This is a genomic window from Borrelia anserina Es (genome assembly GCF_001936255.1).
GTDB lineage: Bacteria > Spirochaetota > Spirochaetia > Borreliales > Borreliaceae > Borrelia > Borrelia anserina.
The window spans coordinates 717,112-739,750 of record NZ_CP013704.1 but is presented as its reverse complement, the minus strand read 5'-3'; the positions used below and the strand labels follow the sequence as shown (position 1 = coordinate 739,750).

Below are 22,639 nucleotides of genomic sequence, written 5' to 3'. Positions count from 1 at the left end.
GAATTAAGAAAAAAAATCAAACCTCATACGAAATTTACACAAATCATAACTCCAAATTGGGGAGGGTGGGATTCGAACCCACGTAGGCAACGCCAACAGATTTACAGTCTGCCCCGGTTAACCACTTCGGTACCGCCCCATAAAGCCGACTGTCGGACTCGAACCGACGACCTGTGGTTTACAAGACCACTGCTCTAAGCCAGCTAAGCTAAGTCGGCACAATAAAGCTAATGGTTAGTTTATAAAAATAAAATATATTAGTCAATAGCAGGATCAAAATAAATTAATCAAACTTCAAGAGAAAGAAAAATTTTTATAAAAAAAGCACAAAAACAAATAATAAAACTAAACACTAAAATTATATAATGATTAATCCGTTTCCCTTGCAAAAGATAAAATAATAGTAATCTAGTAAATTCAAGTCCAAAGGAAACAGAACTCAGTACAATTGCAAATTCAAGTGAAAATTTCTGAAAAGAAGGCATAAAAACATTATAAGCACCTGCTAAAAAAATAAACAAACTAAGCACAGAATTAAAAAACAAAATTATTACTAAAATCCTAATAAAAACCGACAATAAACGTAAATCATTTGCACTAGAATTCTTCATAATAACCTATAAATTCCTAAGTATAAAAAGAGCTTGTTTAATTATAAATAAAATATTGCTAATAACATAACTTAAACTAATTTTCGGATTATCTCCTGTAGATAATTTATGAGAAATATTAAGGGCACTTTGTATAAAAGCATTATTATTTTCCAAGAGAGCAATATATTTTTCCTTAAGATTAATAAAATAATTCATAAAATTAAAAATTAGCCTTTTAACAGTTCCAACCTCTTCCAAACACCATTCCAAAATTCTCTCCCTATAAGAATCATCACCATCATAATCTCTGTTATATTTCTCATATTCCTCCTTTTTATCATTAAGTTCGAAATAAAAATCATAAACCTCTTTTCTCAGTACACTTATATCTCTCTCAAGTTTAATATATAAACCTCTCAAATCAGTATTGTTTATCAGTACTACATTGTTGACAGTGCGCAATATTTCTATCATTTTTACATCATAAATGTCTCTAAAGAACTCATTTAAAAAATAAAGCTTTTTAAAAATTGAATACTCAATTTCCAGCCCTTTAAAAAGAGTATTTTCTACATCCATAACAACACCATAATTTCTAATTAAGCTTCTAAGCTCTTTATTTACAAGTATCGTCAAAGACTTAGCATAGTTTTTAATAAGTTGACCACTAACATTTAAAAATAAAACATTTTCATAAAAACTCCTTACATCAAAGCAAGGAACATACTTCCTGGGTTTTAAGACTGGATTTTCATGATAAATTTTAAAAACATCTAAATAAGGCAAAGTTCTTGACAAGCTAATAATTTTTGTCATAATATCCAAAATTCTCTTGAACATAAAATCAATTTCTAAAAGATTCTCTTCACTTAAAATGCCATTATCATTTGATTTCACTATTAAAAAATAATTCTTAACAATATTTTTTAAAACTTCTTCATTTATCTCAACATCTTTTAGTGCATGCAAAAGCTCAAAAAAACACTTAAAATACTTATCAACACTCTCAAAACTGGTACTAACTGTTCCATCAAGATTTGCAACATCAAAATTATCTGTATCGTCTAAAAGCTCAAAATTAAAGAAAGCAAAAAAAGACTTGTAAGGAAAAAACGCAATACTATTTAAAACATAAAAAAATTCAAACATATTTTCTACAACTGCATAAGTTTGTGCAGGAATTGAATTAATATAATTGCTAATTTTTACTTTAATAATCTCTTCTAACTCATTTTGACTTTTATCTTTTCTCAAGAATTGTTCATACTCTTCAAGTGCTAAAAAATCTTCCATCCTGAACAAAGCATCAGGGATCTTATTTTGAATAACCTCAAACATTGCTTGTTCAACAATATTGCCTGTCTCCAGCATCTTAAAATACTCTTTAAGTTTCACTAAATGGCAATAAAGTCCAAAAACCATCTCTATAAAACCTACCCGTAGATACCCTTTCCTAAAATCTATAACAGGATTTTTGTACATGCCATTAACATGATTTTCTAAATTTCTTATAAGATGCACTTTATAAATCTCTTCTTTAGTTTTATCTCTTTGGAAAAAATTTAAAATATACACCCATATTCTTACCCAAAATGATTCTTCCATAAACTTTTTAGACAGAAAATCATCAATTTGAACAGCAGAACCTGAATCTAAGTAATGAAAATTATTTTCAGATAATACTGAAGAATTTAAGCTCAGATTCTTTTTAATCTCTTTTACTAATTTGGCCCTTGAATCTTTTGAAAGCTTCTCAATAGAATCATATATGCTAATATTAAATTTGCCCATAAATCCCCATTTATAAATAATGTCTAAATATAAAATACAAAATCAAACAAATATTATTTTATGATATTTTAAGAATAAACTAAAATTATATTTTAACCTTAGAAAAAGTAGTATTGCAACCTATATTTTAACCTTATAAAATAGTATTTTAACTATAATATTTCTATATGAATCTAGGCACTAATACTAAAGATATAATAAAAATTAGCAAGATTTTTAATGATCATAATTATGAATTTTTTCTAGTCGGAGGTGCTTTAAGAGACTTGCTTCTTAAGAAGATACCTAATGATTTTGACTTTACAACAAATGCAACTCCAGAAGAAATAATGCAACTATTCCCGAACAATATGAAAACGGGAATAAAACATGGTACAATAAGTATAATCTTCAACAAAAATATTTTCGAAGTTACAACTTACAGAATAGACATAGACTATAAAAACAAAAGATCTCCTAAAAAAGTAAAATTCACAAAAAACTTAAATGACGATCTTCAAAGAAGAGATTTTACAATAAACTCAATCGCAATGAATACACTAAATGGAAAAATAATAGATTGCTATAATGGCAGGCAAGACCTTAATAAAAAAAGAATAAAATGTATAGGAGAACCAAATCAAAGATTTGAAGAAGATGCCCTTAGAATACTCAGAGCCGCCAGATTCGCATCAACTCTCAATTTCACAATTGAAAAGAATACATTAACATCCATGAAATATAAAAAAGAAAACATCTTATTCTTATCAAAAGAAAGAATAAACAATGAACTTATTAAACTTCTAGAAGGCAAAAATCCAATAAACGGAATCAACTACCTACAAAAAGTAAATTTCTTCAATTACTTTTTTAACATAAAAATAAACAAAAAATCAAAAAATCAAATTAACGCCTTAAACAGAGACAAATTTTACTTAAAAGCAATAGTCATTTTTACAATCAAACAAGACATCTCATGCTTAAAAGAAAATTTAAAATTACTCAGATTTTCAAATAAAGACATTAAATTAATATTATTTTATAAAACCGTTGTTAATGAAATTAACACTCTAAGAATTAAAAAACTACATGACATCCGAATAATGTTAAGCAAAGCCACCAGAGAAAGTTACAAAGAAATACTTGACATATATAAAGCTCTTAAAGGAAAAGATAAAAAACTCAAGTTTATTCTAAATAAGATAAAAAGCAAAAAGTTACTAAATGACCCACTATCTTTAAAAGAACTGAAAATAAATGGTAATGATATTAAAAACATTCAATTAACAGATAATAAAAAAATTGGACAAATCCTTAACTATCTATTAAGAGAAGTACTAATTAATCCCAAATTAAACAAAAAAGAGATTCTAATTAAAAAAATTAAAGATCAATATTTGAAATATTTTTAAGTGCCATTTCAGCTGCTATCATTTCTGCTTCTTTTTTAGATTTTCCCTTACCATTAGATACAAATTTATCATTCACATAAAGTTCAACACAAAAAACCTTATTATGATCAGGACCTAACTCTTGGGCCAACCTATAACTTGGAGAAATCTTATACTTCTTTTGAATATATTCTTGTAAAAGGCTTTTATAATCTTTAAAATCACCACGATTAAACATTAATCTTATGTGCACTTCAAAGAGCTCTACCACAAAAGCCGAAGCTTTTAAAAAACCACCATCAAGATAAAGTGCACCTACAAAAGCCTCAATAGCATCTGCAAGAATACCTTTCTTATTGCGTCCATCATTACTCTCCTCGCCTTTACCAAGTAAAATATACTCACCAAGACCAATTTCCCTAGCAATACTTGAAAGAGACTCTTCACTTACAATATAAGATCTGGCTTTACTAAGCTCACCTTCACTCTTACCAGGATAAAATTTATACAAGTAATCTGTAATAATAAGATTAAGAACAGAATCTCCTAAAAACTCTAATCTCTCATTATTAACATACCTCTGATCAAACTCATTTGCATATGATGAATGGCTTAAAGACATATTCAATAGATTAATATCATTAAAATCAATATGTAAACCCATCAAAAACTCATTTAATTTTCTTCTCCTCTCTACGTCCAAATTTATGACAGAAAAACCCACTATATTTAATCCTTTTTTTTCTCAATAAAGGCGACAACATCACCTACAGTTTCAAATTCACTAGCCTCATTTTCTGGAATCTTATCATCAAATGCTTCCTCAAGCAAATATAAAAGTTCATAAATGTCAAGACTATCTGCACCAAGATCCTCAACAAATCTAGATTCCATAGTAATTTCGTCTTCTTTTTTATCAAGCTGCTCGGATATGATCGACCTAACTTTTTTAAAAATCTCACTTTGATCCATAAAAAAATATTCCTCGTTTAAACTACAATTCTAATTTTAAATATTGAGTATTTCTATAATAACCACACTTCACACATACTCTGTGTCTTACTCCAAGATTGCTACAATTTGAACACTCTTGAAGTTGAGGTGTTTTTATTTTCATATTTATACTGCGCCTTGTCCTACTTCTAGACTTTGAAGGCTTAAATTTTGGAACAGCCATCTCTTTGTCTCCTTAAACATAAACAAACATATCTTAATAATATATATATTATTAAGATAATTTGTCAACAAACTTGGATTTTAACTTTTTTTGCACTAACTCAGGAATAAAACTTGAGAGATCAAAATTCTTATTCTTCATCAATTCTTTAACAAGATCTGACCTTACAAACAAATATTTATTACTACTTGGTAAAAATATTGTGTCTACCAAAGGACTAAGCTTATTATTAACAACATATCTTTCAAATTCAAACTCAAAATCATGAAAAGCCCTAACACCTCTCACAATAAAACCAATACTATTTTTTAAAGCATAATCCAAAATAATTCCATCATACCTATCTACAATAACTCTTGGCAATTTTAAAGATGAAATAACCTCAGAAGCAAGTTCATATCTTTCAATATCACTAAGTAAATAATTCTTTGCACTATTATTAGCAACAAGAACAATAATTTTATCAAAAACCATTGATGCTCTCTTCACTAAATCAATATGTCCCCAAGTAATAGGATCAAATGAACCAGGGAATAATGCTACCCTCATAATTAAAATTTAAATCCTTTATTTATTTCTTGAAGAATTTTATTTCGCCAAATAGGACGACTCTCTAAATTTTCAAAATCAATCTCTTTAACTATTTTAAAAGCCAAGTTATTCCCTTTAACAGATTTATCAACGACAAAAAATTTACCAACACCTCTGTACACTAGACTTTCATTCTTTAAAAGCTCATTCTCAGATTTCACCTTACCAATAGCACAATCAAAATGTATAGGCTTATCCTCACCATTAAATTTCATAGACATACAAGAAATAACACATCTAATCGGTTTCTCACAAATAGGGCAAACCCCTGTAAACCTTATACGCGATCTACGATCCTTACTAAAACCTCTTTGTTTATTATCCTCACAACTCTTTTGATTATTAAAATTAGTGTTCACAGATTTGTTATCATTAACATTGAAAACTGCATTATTTTGTCTTTTAAGATCAGATCTTATTCTTCTCATTTTTCGATAATGACTTCTACCATCATTTCTTAAATCATTACCACCATAAGCTTTCCTTTGATCAAACTTCAATGCTATCTCCTTCAATTACATCAGTCAAATAAGTAATCTCTCCCTCAAAATTAAATATAAGGTCAAAAGTAACATATCAAATGACTTAAAGCAATAAATATGATATATCCTCATGCCATATTCACTATATATATTGAACTTTACAATCACAATTCTCAAATTTCTAGATTGAATTTAATATGTTTATATCAAATTATATTATAACAAAAAAAGAGAACTTATCAGCTCTCTAATGCACATATTCTGATTTACAATAAAAATTGTACTTATTAATCCAAAAATAATTTTCCGACCATTAAAATAACAAATAAAACTCTATCTATAAACTATTTTCAAATATCCATAAGAAAATAAAAAAATAAGCCAATACCTGAAGGGAATCAAAATAATGAAATTATAAATTATCATCGTTTGCAATAAAAACCGTTAGCTTATTATCTTACCTTATAATTATAACCCACTACCAAAATAATCATAAATTTTAATAAAGTTTTGTGTTCCTTACCTTTATTAAAGGTAAGCCACTACTTACTTGATAACAATTGCACCAAAAAGTAACCTATCATAAAGAAATTTAATAATTTCTAATTTCCCATTTAGAGCAAGAGTTTTACCCAAAGTAAGTCCAGATATTTGAGTACTATTTAAGTTTATTAAAATTAAAACGCTCTTTTACTTTCATAGCAGCTTTACCAATCCTATCTCTCATATAGTAAAGCTTAGCACGTCTTACCTTTCCTCGCTTTAAAATCTGAACTTTCTCTATAATAGGTGAATGCATTGGAAAAATTTTCTCAACTCCAATACCCGATGAAATTTTTCTAACTAAAAAAGTTTGTCCAATCCCTTTATTTTGAATAGATATAACAAGACCCTCAAAATTTTGAACTCTCTCATTAGCGCCTTCAATTATCTTATAACTAACACGTATAGTATCTCCTACTCTAAAATCAAAATTTTCTGTTCTCTTTCCTTGAGCTTCAATTTTTCTTATTAAATCCATCATCTTCTCCTCTCATCTCCAAATACTTAAGGTACAAATCATATCTATTTTTCTTTGTCTTTTCAACAGACTTAATAAATCTCCATTTTCTTATTTCCTCGTGATGGCCTGATAAAAGCACATCAGGAACTTTCAATCCCTTAAATTCATAAGGCCTAGTATAATGAGGATACTCAAGTAAGCCATACTCAAAACTGAAAGACTCCTCTTGCAAGGAATTTGGATTTATTACACCATCTAACAACCTATATACACTATCTATTATAACAAGAGCACCAACTTCACCTGAAGATAATATATAATCCCCAACCGAAATTTCAAGATCAACATACAAATCAATTGCACGCTGATCAAGCCCTTCATATCTTCCACAAATTATAACAAGTTCACTTTTTTTTGACAAGTCATAAGCCAATTTTTGGGTATATTTCAACCCAGATGGACTTACAAATATCGTGGTTTTAGATTTAGCATTTATGTATTCAAGAGCATCAGAAACAGGCTGGGCTGTTAAAACCATACCTGCACCCCCACCATAAGGAATGTCATCACATTTTTTATGTTTATCATTAGAAAAGTCACGAATATATATAATTTCATAACTTATAATGCCTCTATCTATAACTTTTTTCATTATTGAATTTTCAAAAAATGGAGTAATGATTGAAGGAAATAGAGAAAGAATAGTAATTTTCATTTTAAGAGATCTAATACCTTAAGCTCAATAGTTTTCAATTCTCTATCAATATCCCCAAGATAAACATCTAAAAAGGGGACAAAAAATAACTTATTTTCAACCTTAATTTCAAGAAGAATCGATTTTACACACTCGAAAAAGGACACAACAATGCCTAACTCTTTTCCGTTATTAACAAGCTTATAACCAATAAGCTCTCCAAAATAATATTCACCCTCTTCCAATTTAGATGCAAATTCATCACTTACCCATAACTCAAAGCCGATTAAATTCTTAATAGGCTCAGGAGTACTGAATTCTTCAAATTTCAACAATAACGAATTATTCATTAAAGATATGTCTTCAACCCTAACCTCAATAGAAGAGCAACTGTTTTTCTTTAAAACTAATTTATTACCCTTTAACCCAAAAAAATCATCAAAATTATTGGATATGCTTTTAACTTTAGCATATCCATTAACCCCATAAGATGACAATATTATGCCCTTTATAAACATAAATTAGTCCAAAATTTCTAACTGAACTCTCCTATTTGTCTTTGCAGCACAAGCACTAAGAAGTGTCCTAATAGCTCTTGCGATACGTCCTCTTCTTCCAATTATTTTACCTACATCATTTGCAGAAACTCTTAATTCTAAAATAGTAGACTTCTCACCTTCAACTACATTTAATTTAACCTCATCCCTTTTATCTACAAGAGACTTTACTACAAATTCTATAAGCTCAATTTCATTGCCATACTCTTTCATTAAGTCCTCCTAACTCTTAACTTTAAAATTCTTCTTATTTAAAATTCTCTTAACCGTATCACTTAGAATAGCGCCTTTGCTTATCCAATTTCTAACTTTATCCTCGCTTATTTTGATTTGATTTTGACTTTCAACAGGATGATAATATCCAAGCTCCTCAATAGCTCGTCCATCTCTAGGCGAAGCAGAATCCATTACTACAATTCGATAATAAGGTCTCTTTTTTGCCCCCATCCTTTTCAATCTTATTCTCACACTCAATCTACCATTCCTCCTTTACCTCCTAAAATAGATGCTATTTTATTTTGAAAACTTTTATTTTTCATTTTTTTCATCATTAAAACTGTCTGATTAAGCTTTTTAATAAGCTTATTTACCTCAAAAATTGTTGTCCCACTCCCCAAAGCTATTCTTTTCTTCCTTGAAGGACTATTTAAAATAACAGGATTTAACCTTTCTTTTTTAGTCATAGAAAGGATAATAGCCTCTTCTTTTTTAAGTTCTCTTTCATTAATACCATGACTTAACATTTCTGGTGAAACACCTGGAATCATCCCCATTAACTTAGAAATTCCTCCCATATTACGCATATACTTAAATTGATTTAAATAATCTTCAAAATTAAAACTAGCTTTTCTAACTTTTTCTTCAAGTCTTAAAGCTTCCTCCCTATCTATGACGCTCTGAGCTTTCTCAACAAGACTAACAATATCCCCCATTCCAAGAATCCGTGAAGCAACCCTATCTGGATAAAAAATATCAAGATCTTCTGGTTTCTCTCCAATTCCAATAAATTTAATAGGAGCTCCACAAATAGTTTTAAGTGAAAGTATTGCACCACCTCTAGCATCAGAATCAAATTTTGTAAAAACTACACCTGTAATCCCAACACTTTCATTAAATTCCTTAGCAACATTTACAGCAACCTGACCTGTCATCGCATCAGCAACTAATATTGTTTCCGTAGGAGTCACAATATTCTTAATCTCTCTTACCTCTTTTAGCAATAAATCTTCAACTTCAAGGCGACCTCTAGTATCTATTATGACGGTATTAAAGAGCTCCTTCTTAGCATACTCAATGGATTTCTTTACAACTCTAATAGGATCAGTCTCATCCTCAAGAGCAAAAACGGAAACACCTATTTGCATACCTAAAACCTTTAGCTGATCAACTGCTGCTGCCCTAAAAGTATCTGCAGCAACAAGAAGGATTTTCCGATTCTCTGATCTAAGTCGCATCGCAAGTTTTGCACATGTTGTAGTTTTTCCAGAGCCCTGAAGGCCAAGCATCAAAATGCATGACAATTTATTAATGGGATTTAAAACAAGCTCAGATTGCTTATCACCTAAAAAAGCTACAAGTTTATCATTAACAATCTTAATAAATTGAGACTTAGGATCAACACTTCTTAAAACTTTAATCCCCTTTGCTTCTTCAACAATAGAATTTACAAAACGCCTTACAACTCTTAAATTAACATCAGCTTCAATTAAGGCATTTTTAATAGTGTCAATGGCTGCTTTAATATTTTTCTCATTTATAACAGATTTTCCAGAGATATACTTTACAAAATCTTTAAAGCCTGTACCTAAATTTTCAAACACCAAAAATCACCTTCATTTGTAAAAAAATCCTATAAAATATACAATACAAAAAAAGAAAATATTAATCAATATCTCCCCCTGTCAGATAGAATTTATTAAATATAACGCTAGAAGCAGGTCCAACAACAGACACCTCAGTATCTAGAGAACTAAGCTTTAGTATTATTCTCTCTTTATTCAAACGTTTGATTTCTTCTTTTAACAAGTCAAAAAAATTCTTAAGCTTAAAACTTTGCCCATAAAGCACTAAATAATTAAAATCAAGAACCCTTTGAATATTAATAATAACTATTGCCAAGCACTTTACCGTATCTTCCATTATTTTATGTATAAATTCATATTTATCATGAAGAGCAAAAATGTCATATATCGTAACTTTTTTAAGCCTACCTTCATACTTGTCATAAAGCTCAGGAATCTCTCCATTCATAAACTCTTTTGAAATCAAACGTTGAAGTGCAAAATTAGATATCAACATATTAACACAACCCTTATTTCCGCATGTAGGACAATTTTTCTCCCCTCCATAATCAATTACCATATGACTAACCATACCAGATTTATTATTAAAACCAGAATAAACATTACCATCAGACCAAATAGAAAGCTCTGCGGTATCTGTATAATCAAAAAACATAATGTTATCCACATTTTTACCCATAAACTCAGCAAGAGAAAGGTTTTTAACATAACTCTCAAGATACACCGTAAGCGAAAAATACTCTTCTAATATAGCTTTAACAGGCACATCCTTTTCAATCCATGCACCATGACTATCATTAACAATACCAGATTCTTTATCCTTAATGATACCAGTAATACTAAATCCCAAACCAATAAATTTATCCCTTGAAAAATTATGTTTCCAGATAATTTCAATCATATGATCTTTAATTTTTTCCAAGATCTCATAAGCACTAACTGGTGGCTCAAAAGAATAAGTCTCACTTATTAAAACCTCACATTTAAGGTTTGCAATTCCTATTTGAAAATAATTACTCGAAATAATTACTCCCATTGAATACGCAAAATCCTTATTAATATCAAGAAGTATCTCTTTTCGCCCATGCTTTTTAATACCTGATTCCTTTGAACCAACCTCAACTAAGATATTCTCCTTAATCATATGATTAGTAAGAATAGTCACAGCTGCATTCGTCAATGATAACTTACGAGCCAAATCCGTCCTCGAATACTGCATATTCTTTAAACTAAGGAGTATTTTTTTTCTATTACCACCTCTAATTGAAACCATGTTCTCACCCTGCATAACACAACCTCCTTTATTTTTAAAATAAAAAAATATTAATAATAAGACATGATATCAAAAAATCACCTTAATATTCTAGTAGCACTTACAAGACAAAAAGAATCTTTTTTAATAACGAAAAATATCTTATATTTCCCTCACCATTAAAATAATCCAACAAAGCATTAAAATACAAACTTTAAAGCTAATAAACTAAAGGAAAATACTACCCAAACTTTACAAAATCAAATACAAATAAATGTGTACTATCTCATTCAAAGATATAAAGTTACACACAAATTACTTCAAAATATTTTTAATAATATCACTCATACTTTTCTTTAAAGTATGAAAATTCCATAGTAAAAGCTCCTCTACCCTTAGTAGCACTTCTTAAAACAGAAGTATACCCAAAAAGTTTTTCAAAAGCTGCTTCAGCCTTTATCATCTCATACCCTCCAACATTACTAATAGAGTGAATCATTCCACCAACAAAATTCAATGTAGAAACAACCTCTCCAGTATACTCAATGGGAGTTCTAATTTCTAACATCATTACTGGCTCAAGCTTAATAGGATTTGCTTTCTTAAAAAATTCATTAAAAGCAAGACTTGATATTGACTCAATAACAGAATCATTAACCTTAGATTTGTCATAATCCAATGAAGTAATCTTAACTTCCACGTCAATAATAGGATATCCAATAATGCCACTTGCAAAGGAAGAAGTAACACCCCTTAATATCGCAGATTTAAGCAAAGGTTCAACATCACATTCAAACTCAATTTTATTTCCTTCACCTCTTGCTAAAGGACTAAGAATCATGCCAATTTTTAAATTAATTTCTTTACCTGCAAATATATTAATAAATTCAAATACATCACTGACTGCCAAACTTAAACTTTCTCTATAGCTTACTTGAGGCTTGCCTGTATAAACATTAAGTTTAAACTCATCTCTAATTCTTACAGTAATAATCTCAAGATGTAGCTCACCCATTCCAGATACCAACAATTGTCCTGTTTCTTTGCTTTCCTTATAACCAAACGTAGGGTCCTCTTTAGCAATGATTTCAAGAATTTCTTTAAGTCTAGCATCATCAGATGCTCTCTCTGGCTCAATAGACATTAAAACAACTGGCTCTGGAAATACTAAAGGTTCAAGTATAATCTCATTTCCCTCTTCAACAAGAGTATCTCCCGTTATAGAATATTTAAGTCCAATAACTGCTCCAATATCGCCTGCTCTAACTTCATTAATTTGCTCATTTTTATTTGAATAAACTCGAAAAATTCTTGTAAATTTTTCACGTTTATTATTAGAAACATTAATAACTCGCTTAGATGAACTCAATTCCCCTGAATATACCCTAATAAAATAAAGATGGGCAGCAATTGCGCTAAAATATTGAACCTTAAACACAAGTGCAGATAATTTTTTCTCATTTTTAGGATCAATGGACACACTTCTACCCATTTTTAAAGAATGGGCATTAATCTGTTTTTCAAAAGGACTTGGAAGATAATCCACAATAGCATCTATTAAAGGCTCTATACCAATATTTTTAAGGCTGGTTCCCATCAAAACAGGAACAATAAAACCATTAATAGTACATCTTCTGATCTCTTCAATTATAAGAGAATTATCAATAACAGAATTTTCAAGAAAAAGCTCAGTAATTCTTTCACTAAAATTACTAAGAGAGTCTATTAAATTAGTCCTAAAAATTTTGACATTTTCAACAAATTCTTCACGAACTACATCCTCAAGTAAAATGGGCTTGCCATCCCTAAATTCAAAATGCAATTCCTTATTTCGAATAATATCTATAACTCCTTCAAATCCATTCTCACTCCCAATTGGAATTTGTAAAACAATTGGAACTATACCAAATTTATTTTTTATATCTTCAACTAACTTAAAAAAATTAGCTCCTACACGATCCATTTTATTAACGTAAGCAAGTCTTGGAATACCATATTTTGATGCCTGCTTCCATACCGTCTCAGTTTGTGCCTGAATTCCATCAACAGCACTAAAAATAACAATCCCACCATCAAGAACACGAAGAGATCTTTCAACTTCAGCTGTAAAATCAACATGACCAGGAGTATCAATAATATTTATCTGGTGATTTCTCCAATAACAAGTAATAGCAGCAGAACTAATCGTAATACCCCTCTCCTGCTCTTGTGGCATCCAATCAGTAACAGTATTGCCAGAATCAACATCACCTATTTTATGAGTCCTACCAGTATAATATATAATTCTTTCTGTAGTAGTAGTCTTTCCAGCATCAATATGTGCCATAATCCCAATATTTCTAATTTCCATAAAGCCCTCAAATATCATGAAAGCTATAGATCCTGCTATAGCTTTCTTCAGTTAAATCATAATTATTATATGATTAATCCATACATACAAAATAAATTATTAAAACTTATTTTTATATCATATCACAAGCTCAATGCTTTTTACTACAACATTCCTTCTTATGACATGGACAGTCACAATCACTTAATAAAGATCCATACATCCATAAATACTTTTCAAAAGAAACAATAATATCATCTAAAACATTAGCTGTTCCATAATCACATGTATTATCAACAAAACACCTTATCTCAGACATCTTTTTAAGAATGTCATTAAGACCACAAACAATACTATTAATTGAAAGCACAAGATTTGAAGTAATATCCAAACTAATTTCTTCAATAAAGGATTTCTTAATGAACTCAGAACATCTAAACTCGGAATCATACCCAAGTGCTCTAGAACGCTCAGCTAGAATATCAATAACCTCTGAAACATAATCATAAAGCTTCTCAGTTTTTTTATGAATTACAAAAAAATTGATATCCTTTATATTCCAATGAATACCTCTTAAATTAGCATAGAAAACATGAAGCCCTGCCAACAATTCTTGAAGTTTTAAGTTAACTTTATCTAAATCATCCTTCTTTAAATAACTTAAATGATTTGTCATACTATTCTCTTCCTTAAAATTAAACAAATGTTATAATGATATTTTAGTATACTTAAACACATTATGCAAAAAAAATTTATTATCATTATTTTAATTTTTACAAGTCAATGTACACTTTTAAGTATAAATGAAGACCTAAAATCTCTTTATTCATCAATTCATAAACTAAGAGATGATTTAAACTTAAAAAAGCTAAAAATAGATAAAACTCTTGAGATGGTAGCAAAAGAATATGCAATAAGTCTTAACGAAAATAAAGTACTAACTCATACACTCTTTGGTACAACTCCCATGCAAAGAGTCAAAAAATATGATAAACATTTCTATAGAATAAGAGAAATCTTAGCACTAGGACTCAATATCCAAGATGTAACTAATGCCTGGCTTAAAAGCCCAAGACACAAAGAAGCTCTTCTAAACAAAGACACAAGTAAAATCGGCGGATACGTACTACTAACAAAAGACAAAAAAAATATATTTGTAGTAATTTTTGGAGAAAAATCATGAATAAATTGACATGAATCAAATTTATTTTATATAATGTCCTTTAGTATTAAAAAGGGTTCATAGCTCAGTTGGTCAGAGCGCCTGCCTTACAAGCAGGATGTCGGGGGTTCGAATCCCTCTGAACCCAAAACCTTTTATTAAGAATACCTAAGCTCAATAAAGCATGTTTTCAATGCTACACACTTTTTGTTAATAGAAAATTATACGTTATATATCGAAATTACCTTAGATAATTTTATTAACTTTTAAAAGGTACTACTTTTTTAGTCACCAGGCAAGAATCGCATGATACAACCTTTAAGCTCCATAAAAACATCTTTCTCCAGGTAAGGTCCTTAATATATATAATTTAACACTTAAATATTCTAAGTCTAGAAATCAAGCTAATATTATTCTCATCTAAATCCTTATTTAATTTTTCCAAGCACAAATTAGCTTCATTCTTACCTTGGAAAAGCAAAATAAAAGCCCCACCCTTACCAGCACCACTCAATTTTCCAGCAAGAGCATTAAACTCTATCCCCCTATTTATTATATAATCAAGTTTATTTGAAGACAAACCCAAGGAATTTAAATGATTATTTGCAACATTCATATTATTTGCTAATAAAGCAATATCTCGTTTAACAAAAGCAACATAAGAATCCCTAGCAACAAGACCAAGCTTTTCAATCATTTCAAATTGACGCTTATTAATAGAAATCTTATGATTCAAATCAGATATTATGTCATCTGTCGCAGACTCTCTTCTGACTGCTCCAATCAAAAAGTAAAAACCACAAGGCGCTATTTTTAGATAACTTAAAGTAGAATCTCTATTTTCTAAATAAAAAGTTCCATCCAACTCAACAAGCAAAATATCCATACCAGAAGATTTACCATGAAAAATATTTTCAATTTCTTTTGCCAACAAAATTTTATCGTAAGCATTATATTCATCATGACTTACAATATACTCAGCAAAACATAAACTAAGACTAGCAGAAGAACCAAATCCTAATCCAACCGGGATCTGAGAAAATATCAAAAATTCAATAGGTCTAACTTTATTAAATCTCTTATTAATAAAATGTATTACCTTATCTATTTTTACAGAAGGAATGCCTAAGTACTTCCAAGAATTAGAAAAAGTATAAACTAAACACATATAAAGAGGTATTGTCATACCAATCACTGGAAAACCATAAACAGCGCTATGTTCTCCTAGGAATAATATTTTGGAAGGCTTTTTAATTACAAACATCCACTGAATTTAACACCTTCTAAATCTAGATTTATCGGTTCAATATTAAATTGTTTAAAAACTTCAAAATTTGGTTTATAGACCAAAAAAGTCTCATTTCCAGCACCCAAAGCCTTAATCAAGCTACATTCATTTTTAAGATAAGAAAGATTTAAGGGCAAATCAGCAGAAATACCTATCCTTTTCCCAATTTCTAATCCTATATCTTTTGCTAACCTTAAACCAGACAGTAAACAAGAAGGAGAATTACTAGCATTAAGAATCATTTTTTTCATTACAATATTGACATCTTTCATAAAATTCATTAAAGAAATTCTATGCTTATCATATTCAATAATCGAGCTAGTAGTTTTAACTGAAGTAGGACCTTGCATTAAATAAAAATTATTAAAACACATTTTGCCCAAAAGTTCATACTTAGGAAAATTTCCTCCCTTAAATCGAATAACACCCCCAAAAAGGCTTGTGGCAATATCATATCCACTACCCATACCTCCTTGCGCATATCTGTAAGCTTCTAGACAATACATAAAAACTTTATCTTTAACCAAACAATCATTGCCAATTAAAATCAAAAAAATCCCATATACAATCCCAACAGCAACAACAGCACTAGAACCAAACCCTTTTTTTACACCACTACTCAAAAAAAAATTACTTGTATCAACATAAACATCAAAGGGAAAATCTTCTAGATTAGAAAAATAATTTTGTTTTAAATATCTAAACATTTTAAAAACAAAATTATTATCATCTTCTATTAAAGTAAAATTATCAATTTTGTTTTTTTTAGCAAAAAAACGCCAACTACCACTGCGTTTAAAAGAAAAATAAGCTCTCTCTTTAATTGCAACTGAAAGTCCAAGACCATCTTCTTCTAAAATAGAATATTCACCCATTAAAAGCAAATTGCCAGGCACTGAAAAATTAACTATATCCATTCTAAACCACTTCCAATTCTTGAAACAATAAAATCAATATCTTTAAAATTATTGGTAAGTTTATCCAAAATTAATTCCAAATTCTTCTCTAAACATAACACCTTAACCTGTGGCCCAGCATCCATTGTTTCAAAAACAGGAATACCTTTATTTCTAAGATCAGCAATATACTTTATTAATTCTATAGTATTACCTTTAAAATAAATAATGGAAGACGATAACATTAAAGCAAACATACGCTGATAACTTTTTACAATCTTAAGACCAAATTCATTAAAATCACCTTTTAAAAAAAAATATAAAGCTTCTTTAAATAAACGCCGACTAGACCCAATCCAAGCATCCCAATAAAATTTTTCTTGCGTGCAAATCTCCATAGCAATTCTTGAAGAAATCTCTTTCTCTTTGCCATCAACTATAGCAAATATTATGCATAGATCATTAAAACAATTGATACTACTTAACTGAAATGCACTCTTAGATCCTTCCTTTAAAAGTGTAAATCCACCATAAATGGCTCTTGATGCTGAAGCTGAACCAATTCTCGCAAGATCTGAAGCCTTTTGATGAGAATATTGATTAAAATATTTCAAAATACAAGCAGCAATAGATGCAAAACCAGAGCTTGAACTTGCAAGTCCCGCAGCCGTTGGGAAATTATTTTCACTAATCACTCTAAACCCGACATCCGATTTATTTAAGATTTTTCTTGCATAGTTAAAGAAATTTATCTCCCTCTCTTTCAATATAACAGACCTTGAATTTAAAATTATTTCATCCTTACATGATAATTCAAGCTCACTTATTGAATAAAATTTATCAACACTTACAGCAATGCTTGAAGTAGCTGGTATATTTAAAAATTTATCTCGCTTCCCCCAATACTTAATTAACGCCAGACTAGGATTTACCTTACACTTAATCTTCATAGCAAGTTCTCATATCCTTTAAAAGTTTAAGAGCAAAATCAAAAGAATAAATACTACTTTCACTCATTTTCAATATTATTTTTTCTCTTTCATTACTAGAAATATTATAATCTCTCTCAAGAAGATATAAAATTTTATTAACATGCAACTTCATATGTCCTCTTCGAATTCCATCAAGAGCAAGTGCTCTCAAAGCCGCAAAATTACTTGCAAGACCAATACAAGAGAGAATACCCATAAACTCCCTTTTGCAATCAATACCCAGAATCTTAAAGCTCAATATAGCTGCTTCATGAGAACTGACCACCCCCCCCTTAACTCCAACTTGTAAAGGCAGCTCAATTTCTCCAATCAAACTTTCATTAGAAAGATAAAATTTACTAAGGGGCAAATACTTCCCACTTTTTGAAGCAAACTTATGTACACATGCCTCAAGAGCCCTTGTATCATTAAGTGTAGCAATACATAAACCCGTTATACCATTCATAATACCTTTATTATTAGTAACAGCACGTTCTTCTTCAAAAAATCCTATCTTGGAAATAAGCTCAATATTTCGAGCCAAAGCTAAAGATTCTTCATTACCTTTAAGCAAATCATTAACATTTAATTTAAAATTAGCTCTTACAACAAAATCATTTGAATCATTGCTTAAAATTTTTAAAATACACTCATACCCAAACTCTAGAGTAATATGATGAGCAACTCTCTCAGCCACTGAATTCAATAAATTTGCACCCATAGCATCACAAACATCTACATAGATATTTAATTTTTGAATGCCAATTTCCTTAATAAACTTAGATGAAAGTCTTCTAAATCCTCCTCCTCTACGTTCCATATTATGTAAAAGAGGCTTAGACCAAAGATCAATTTTGTCAAAAAGACCAAGAAACATATCACTTAAGTCTTTATCTGTTTTTATATAAACTTGAGCAACGCCTAACACTTCACCCACAGAATAACTTAAATTAGCATTTTCAAGAATCTTAGCTGCTAAATTTAAAGCAGCAATAACTGATGGTTCTTCCGTAGCAATGGGTACAATGTAATACTTCCCGTTTACCTTTAAATTTTTTACAATACCAATAGGTAAGGGCAAATAACCAACGTAATTTTCTATCATATTACAAAGCAAATTTTCATCAGTAGAATCATAAAAAAAATCGTAAGAATTCAATTTTAAAAGACTTTTGATCTCTTGTCTTTTATCTAAAACACTTTCATTTCTAAAATTTTTACTAAGTTTCATAAAAATCTTTAAAATTTTTAACATTAAATAGCAAAGGATGACTTAAAAAATATTTATTTAACCTAAACTGTGCTAAATCTATACTATTACTTAAAAGCATAGACATCCTTAAAACGTATTCATAATCTTTGAAAAGTTTATATAAAGCATCTTCACCCCCTGCATGAAAAGTCCTAAGAATGACTGATGCAATACCCACTAACTTAGCCCCAAGAGCAATACCTTTAGCAATATCCATCCCAGTTTCATATCCTCCTGATGCAAAAATCCTATTTTTATAAGAATCTTTAATACTCAGTAATGTCAAAACAGAAGATATACCCCAATTAGAAAAACAAGATGCAACTCCCAAATTTTCTTCTTTAATTCCTTCAACTAAAACCCAGTTAGTCCCTCCACTACCAGCAAGATCAACATAAGAAACTCCAAGATCTAGTAATCTGATAACAGAATCGGGGGAAATCCCAAAACCCGTTTCTTTCACAATTACTGGCAAACTTGAAACAGAGCAAAGCTTAGCAATTGAGTGCTTAATGCCTTTAAAGTTTCTCTCCCCTCTCAAATTCATCAATTCCTGACCTGAATTTAAATGCACGATTACAGCATCAACCTCGAGTCTCTTACTCATCTCAATTATTTCAAAAATTCCTAATTCTCTTAACTGAACAGCACCAATATTTGAAAATAAAGGAATATTATCAGCATACTTCCTTAAGGAAAAATCTTTAACATATTCAGGATATTTAAATAAAAGCTTAAAGGATCCCAAACCCATTGGAATTCTTAAATCATTTGCTATCTTAACAAGTACCTTATTAAATTTATTACCTTCTTTAACGCCTCCTGTCATTGATGAGATAAAAATAGGCATAGCAATACTATAACCAAATATACTATCGCTCGTATCTATTTCATAAAAATCAAGATCACTAAGTGCATCATGCTTTAAATTAACAAAATTTAAAAGATTATCACTTTTACTAACATCCTCTTTACTTAAACAAATCTCAATATGCCGCTTCTTATTAGTTAAGATATTAGGCTCGATACCCATAAACCCGGTACCCATCTTCTCTGATCTCCTTTAAATAAAAGCCTTGGGATTCACCAGGGACAATTCTATTCTCAAAAAAATCTCTATACTCATCAAAAGATGCATTATGCTTTACTGAAAGTATTCTGTCAATATCCCAAGTCTTAACAACACAATGAGCATTCTCTTCAACTGTAAGTTCATAAATAACCATAATATTACCAGATCCATAAGAACAAAAAAGTATCTTCTCTCCACTAATATCCTTTTTGGCAAATACTCGCTTTAAATAAGACATTAAAGATAAAAATATTGATCCTGTATATAAATTGCCCACTTCTTTAGAAGCCTCGACAGAATCATAAAAATCTATTGATTCTAAATAAGCATTTCGTTCAGATTCATCTTCACTATAATATTTCTTTAAAACATAATGCATTGAATCTATAGGCATTTTTGCAAAAGGTACATGTAAAATAAACCTATACTTAGAAAATAAATCTTTAATGCTCATATTTTTCTTATATGCAAAATCTGCCAAAGCCTCCTCATTAGCCTTATTATAGCATTCAATAGAATAACGCCCCTTTACTTTAGCCACAAGACTACCAAATGGCCTAAAGAAATCATCAACATCATCAGTATAAACCCCAAATTCAGATAAATTAATAGATAAAACTTTTGGATTCTGCTCAATAAGAACTGCTGTTGCGCCAGCTCCTTGAGTAATCTCTGCTGTAGTTAGATTACCATAATGTGCAATATCACTAGAAAATACTATACCATATTCAGACTTATCTAAATGACTCAAAACACTCGCAGCACTATACAAAGCAAGTGCAGAACCCGCACATGCATGCTGAGCTTGAAAAGTTAAGAAATGATTTTTTAAATCAATGCCAGCCAATTTTAAAGCTCCATAAACATAAGATGAAATTGACTTTGAATAATCTACCCCCGTTTCAGTACCACCTAAAAATATCTTCATCTTATCTAACTTAAGATTATTATTATCAAAAATTAGCTTAACAGCAGAACTAGCCATTGTAACACTATCTTCATTAAGACTTGTAAACCTAAATGATTTCTGGAGTGTTGCATCAATTGCCCTATTAAACTTTCTAAAAAAATTTTCATTAGAATTATATAAAGAATTACTTAAAAGAACATTCAAATCTAAACAATTTAAAGGTAAAAAAACTCTAATATCACTAATACCTACCCTCATCACTAACCCCCAATAAAAAAACAATCTATAAATATTATTATTACTATAGATTATAAAAACATTAAATCTCAATATGCTATAATAAACAAAAAAAGCAAATTTATGAAAATAGCAGTACTTCTATCCGGTGGAGTGGACAGCTCTGTAGCTCTTTATAAAATGATACAAAAAGGCCATAAAAATATAAAATGTTATTATTTAAAAATTTGGCTTGAAGACGAACTCTCCTACCTAGGAAATTGTCCTTGGGAAGAAGATATCCGTTATGTAAAGGCTGTATGTGAAAAATTCAATGTACCATATGAAATCATTAGCTTGCAAGAAGAGTATTATAAAAGAGTGGTAAATTATGCTATTGAAGAATTAAAAATAGGTAATACCCCAAGTCCAGATATATTTTGCAACCAAAGAATAAAATTTGGTGCATTCTTTGAAAAGATAAATGAACATTATGATTTAATAGTCACAGGACACTATGCCAAAATAGAAAATCAAAATAACAATTACATACTTAAACAAGCTAAAGACAAAATAAAAGATCAAAGCTATTTTTTATCTCATCTCTCTAGAGAACAAATATCAAAATTGTACTTCCCATTAGGAGACCTATTAAAAACTGAAATAAGACAAATAGCACACAAAATAGATTTACCCAATAAAAATAGAAAAGACAGTCAAGGAATTTGCTTTCTTGGAAAGATTAAATATGATGAATTTATAAAATACCACTTAGGAGAACTTAAAGGTAATATCGTCGAACAAGAAACAGGCAAAATACTCGGGACACATAATGGATATTGGTTTTTTACAATTGGACAAAGAAAAGGCATCAAGCTCAGCCATGGACCATGGTTTGTTACAGAAAAGGATATTCAAAATAACATCATTTACATCTCAAACAGTACAAATTACTTGAAACAAGGAAAACAACAATTTCTAGTGCACCAAATAAACTGGATAAACAAACCATTAAATAACGAAGACTTAAAAGTCAAAATAAGACATGGAGAAAAGAAAATAAAATGCAAAACAGAAACACTAAAAAACAATATTATAAAAGTCAATCTAGAAGAAAAAGACTATGGAATTTCACCAGGACAATTTTGCATATTTTATCAAGAAGATGAGTGCCTAGGAGGAGCTAAAATCCTTAAAACATTAATATAATTAATATAACAAGACATATTTT

Annotated in this window: 25 protein-coding genes and 3 tRNA genes; 4 read left to right on the top strand and 24 right to left on the bottom strand. The window is 29.7% G+C overall.

All coding sequences use genetic code 11. From position 1 onward, the window contains the following. Window positions 1–57: 57 nt before the first annotated feature. The 4 genes from N187_RS03520 to N187_RS03505 all read right to left on the bottom strand — a co-directional run bounded on the left by N187_RS03520 (window position 58) and on the right by N187_RS03505 (window position 2,384). Window positions 58–139: transfer RNA gene (locus N187_RS03520), tRNA-Tyr, on the bottom strand. 4 nt (window positions 140–143) lie between these two features. After that, a tRNA-Thr gene (locus N187_RS03515) sits at window positions 144–218 on the bottom strand. 69 nt (window positions 219–287) lie between these two features. After that, window positions 288–611 (bottom strand): hypothetical protein, encoded by a 324-nt coding sequence (locus N187_RS03510; RefSeq protein ID WP_025419859.1) that lies wholly within the window; start codon window positions 609–611, stop codon window positions 288–290. 6 nt (window positions 612–617) lie between these two features. Continuing rightward, window positions 618–2,384, bottom strand: coding sequence for a hypothetical protein (locus tag N187_RS03505; RefSeq protein ID WP_025419858.1), 1,767 nt, complete (start codon window positions 2,382–2,384; stop codon window positions 618–620). 167 nt (window positions 2,385–2,551) lie between these two features. Here N187_RS03505 and N187_RS03500 point away from each other — a divergent pair, with 167 nt between their 5' ends. Next, window positions 2,552–3,775, top strand: coding sequence for a CCA tRNA nucleotidyltransferase (locus N187_RS03500; protein ID WP_025419857.1), 1,224 nt, complete (start codon window positions 2,552–2,554; stop codon window positions 3,773–3,775). Here N187_RS03500 and rnc read toward each other — a convergent pair. The 14 genes from rnc to N187_RS03430 all read right to left on the bottom strand — a co-directional run bounded on the left by rnc (window position 3,747) and on the right by N187_RS03430 (window position 14,317). After that, window positions 3,747–4,418: a ribonuclease III gene (rnc, locus tag N187_RS03495; protein ID WP_233275075.1), complete on the bottom strand. Its 672-nt coding sequence runs from the start codon at window positions 4,416–4,418 to the stop codon at window positions 3,747–3,749. The two genes, N187_RS03500 and rnc, sit on opposite strands and share 29 nt — an antisense overlap. 65 nt (window positions 4,419–4,483) lie before the next feature. Beyond that, window positions 4,484–4,726, bottom strand: coding sequence for an acyl carrier protein (acpP, locus tag N187_RS03490; protein WP_025419855.1), 243 nt, complete (start codon window positions 4,724–4,726; stop codon window positions 4,484–4,486). A 22-nt stretch (window positions 4,727–4,748) separates the two neighbouring features. Continuing rightward, entirely contained in the window at window positions 4,749–4,931 is a 183-nt protein-coding gene (rpmF, locus tag N187_RS03485) for a 50S ribosomal protein L32 (protein ID WP_025419854.1), read from the bottom strand. Window positions 4,932–4,982: 51 nt separating this feature from the next. Then, window positions 4,983–5,480, bottom strand: a complete 498-nt coding sequence (coaD, locus tag N187_RS03480; RefSeq protein ID WP_025419853.1) for a pantetheine-phosphate adenylyltransferase — start codon at window positions 5,478–5,480, stop codon at window positions 4,983–4,985. Window positions 5,481–5,482: 2 nt separating this feature from the next. Next, on the bottom strand, window positions 5,483–6,022 hold the full coding sequence (locus tag N187_RS03475; protein ID WP_025419852.1) for a hypothetical protein: 540 nt from the start codon (window positions 6,020–6,022) through the stop codon (window positions 5,483–5,485). A 640-nt stretch (window positions 6,023–6,662) separates the two neighbouring features. Continuing rightward, a complete protein-coding gene (gene rplS, locus N187_RS03470; RefSeq protein ID WP_025419851.1) occupies window positions 6,663–7,025 on the bottom strand; it encodes a 50S ribosomal protein L19 in 363 nt (120 codons plus the stop codon). Next, window positions 7,003–7,722: a tRNA (guanosine(37)-N1)-methyltransferase TrmD gene (gene trmD / locus N187_RS03465; protein ID WP_025419850.1), complete on the bottom strand. Its 720-nt coding sequence runs from the start codon at window positions 7,720–7,722 to the stop codon at window positions 7,003–7,005. The genes rplS and trmD overlap by 23 nt, the downstream gene beginning before the upstream one ends. Further along, window positions 7,719–8,219 (bottom strand): ribosome maturation factor RimM, encoded by a 501-nt coding sequence (gene rimM, locus N187_RS03460; RefSeq protein WP_025419849.1) that lies wholly within the window; start codon window positions 8,217–8,219, stop codon window positions 7,719–7,721. Before rimM ends, trmD begins: the two co-directional genes overlap by 4 nt. 3 nt (window positions 8,220–8,222) lie before the next feature. After that, window positions 8,223–8,471: a KH domain-containing protein gene (locus N187_RS03455; protein ID WP_011772630.1), complete on the bottom strand. Its 249-nt coding sequence runs from the start codon at window positions 8,469–8,471 to the stop codon at window positions 8,223–8,225. A 9-nt stretch (window positions 8,472–8,480) separates the two neighbouring features. Continuing rightward, on the bottom strand, window positions 8,481–8,732 hold the full coding sequence (gene rpsP, locus N187_RS03450; protein ID WP_025419848.1) for a 30S ribosomal protein S16: 252 nt from the start codon (window positions 8,730–8,732) through the stop codon (window positions 8,481–8,483). Then, entirely contained in the window at window positions 8,729–10,078 is a 1,350-nt protein-coding gene (gene ffh / locus N187_RS03445) for a signal recognition particle protein (RefSeq protein ID WP_025419847.1), read from the bottom strand. The genes rpsP and ffh overlap by 4 nt, the downstream gene beginning before the upstream one ends. Window positions 10,079–10,139: 61 nt before the next feature. Next, entirely contained in the window at window positions 10,140–11,348 is a 1,209-nt protein-coding gene (gene badR, locus N187_RS03440; protein ID WP_025419846.1) for a host adaptation transcriptional regulator BadR, read from the bottom strand. 304 nt (window positions 11,349–11,652) lie between these two features. Further along, window positions 11,653–13,662 carry an elongation factor G gene (gene fusA, locus N187_RS03435; RefSeq protein WP_025419845.1) on the bottom strand — a complete coding sequence of 670 codons (2,010 nt, stop codon included), beginning with the start codon at window positions 13,660–13,662 and terminating at the stop codon, window positions 11,653–11,655. Window positions 13,663–13,792: 130 nt separating this feature from the next. After that, complete coding sequence (locus tag N187_RS03430; RefSeq protein ID WP_025419844.1) at window positions 13,793–14,317, bottom strand: Dps family protein; 525 nt, start codon at window positions 14,315–14,317, stop codon at window positions 13,793–13,795. Between the two features lie 63 nt (window positions 14,318–14,380). Here N187_RS03430 and N187_RS03425 point away from each other — a divergent pair, with 63 nt between their 5' ends. Next, window positions 14,381–14,824 (top strand): CAP domain-containing protein, encoded by a 444-nt coding sequence (locus N187_RS03425; RefSeq protein WP_025419843.1) that lies wholly within the window; start codon window positions 14,381–14,383, stop codon window positions 14,822–14,824. A 53-nt stretch (window positions 14,825–14,877) separates the two neighbouring features. Continuing rightward, window positions 14,878–14,951 (top strand) — tRNA-Val (locus N187_RS03420). 222 nt (window positions 14,952–15,173) lie between these two features. Here the strand turns inward: N187_RS03420 and mvk are convergent. The 6 genes from mvk to N187_RS03390 are packed head-to-tail and all read right to left on the bottom strand — an operon-like array spanning window position 15,174 to window position 21,450. Then, on the bottom strand, window positions 15,174–16,067 hold the full coding sequence (mvk, locus tag N187_RS03415) for a mevalonate kinase (protein WP_025419842.1): 894 nt from the start codon (window positions 16,065–16,067) through the stop codon (window positions 15,174–15,176). Then, window positions 16,058–17,008 carry a GHMP family kinase ATP-binding protein gene (locus N187_RS03410; protein ID WP_025419841.1) on the bottom strand — a complete coding sequence of 317 codons (951 nt, stop codon included), beginning with the start codon at window positions 17,006–17,008 and terminating at the stop codon, window positions 16,058–16,060. The genes mvk and N187_RS03410 overlap by 10 nt, the downstream gene beginning before the upstream one ends. After that, the gene (gene mvaD / locus N187_RS03405; protein ID WP_025419840.1) at window positions 16,999–17,937 is read right to left on the bottom strand and encodes a diphosphomevalonate decarboxylase; all 939 of its coding nucleotides are present in this window, start codon (window positions 17,935–17,937) and stop codon (window positions 16,999–17,001) included. The genes N187_RS03410 and mvaD overlap by 10 nt, the downstream gene beginning before the upstream one ends. After that, window positions 17,927–19,189, bottom strand: coding sequence for a hydroxymethylglutaryl-CoA reductase, degradative (locus tag N187_RS03400; protein WP_025419839.1), 1,263 nt, complete (start codon window positions 19,187–19,189; stop codon window positions 17,927–17,929). The genes mvaD and N187_RS03400 overlap by 11 nt, the downstream gene beginning before the upstream one ends. Continuing rightward, entirely contained in the window at window positions 19,179–20,243 is a 1,065-nt protein-coding gene (gene fni, locus N187_RS03395; protein WP_025419838.1) for a type 2 isopentenyl-diphosphate Delta-isomerase, read from the bottom strand. The genes N187_RS03400 and fni overlap by 11 nt, the downstream gene beginning before the upstream one ends. Continuing rightward, window positions 20,227–21,450, bottom strand: coding sequence for a hydroxymethylglutaryl-CoA synthase (locus N187_RS03390; RefSeq protein WP_025419837.1), 1,224 nt, complete (start codon window positions 21,448–21,450; stop codon window positions 20,227–20,229). Before N187_RS03390 ends, fni begins: the two co-directional genes overlap by 17 nt. A 102-nt stretch (window positions 21,451–21,552) precedes the next feature. Here N187_RS03390 and mnmA point away from each other — a divergent pair, with 102 nt between their 5' ends. Next, complete coding sequence (gene mnmA / locus N187_RS03385) at window positions 21,553–22,617, top strand: tRNA 2-thiouridine(34) synthase MnmA (RefSeq protein ID WP_025419836.1); 1,065 nt, start codon at window positions 21,553–21,555, stop codon at window positions 22,615–22,617. Window positions 22,618–22,639 lie beyond the last annotated feature (22 nt).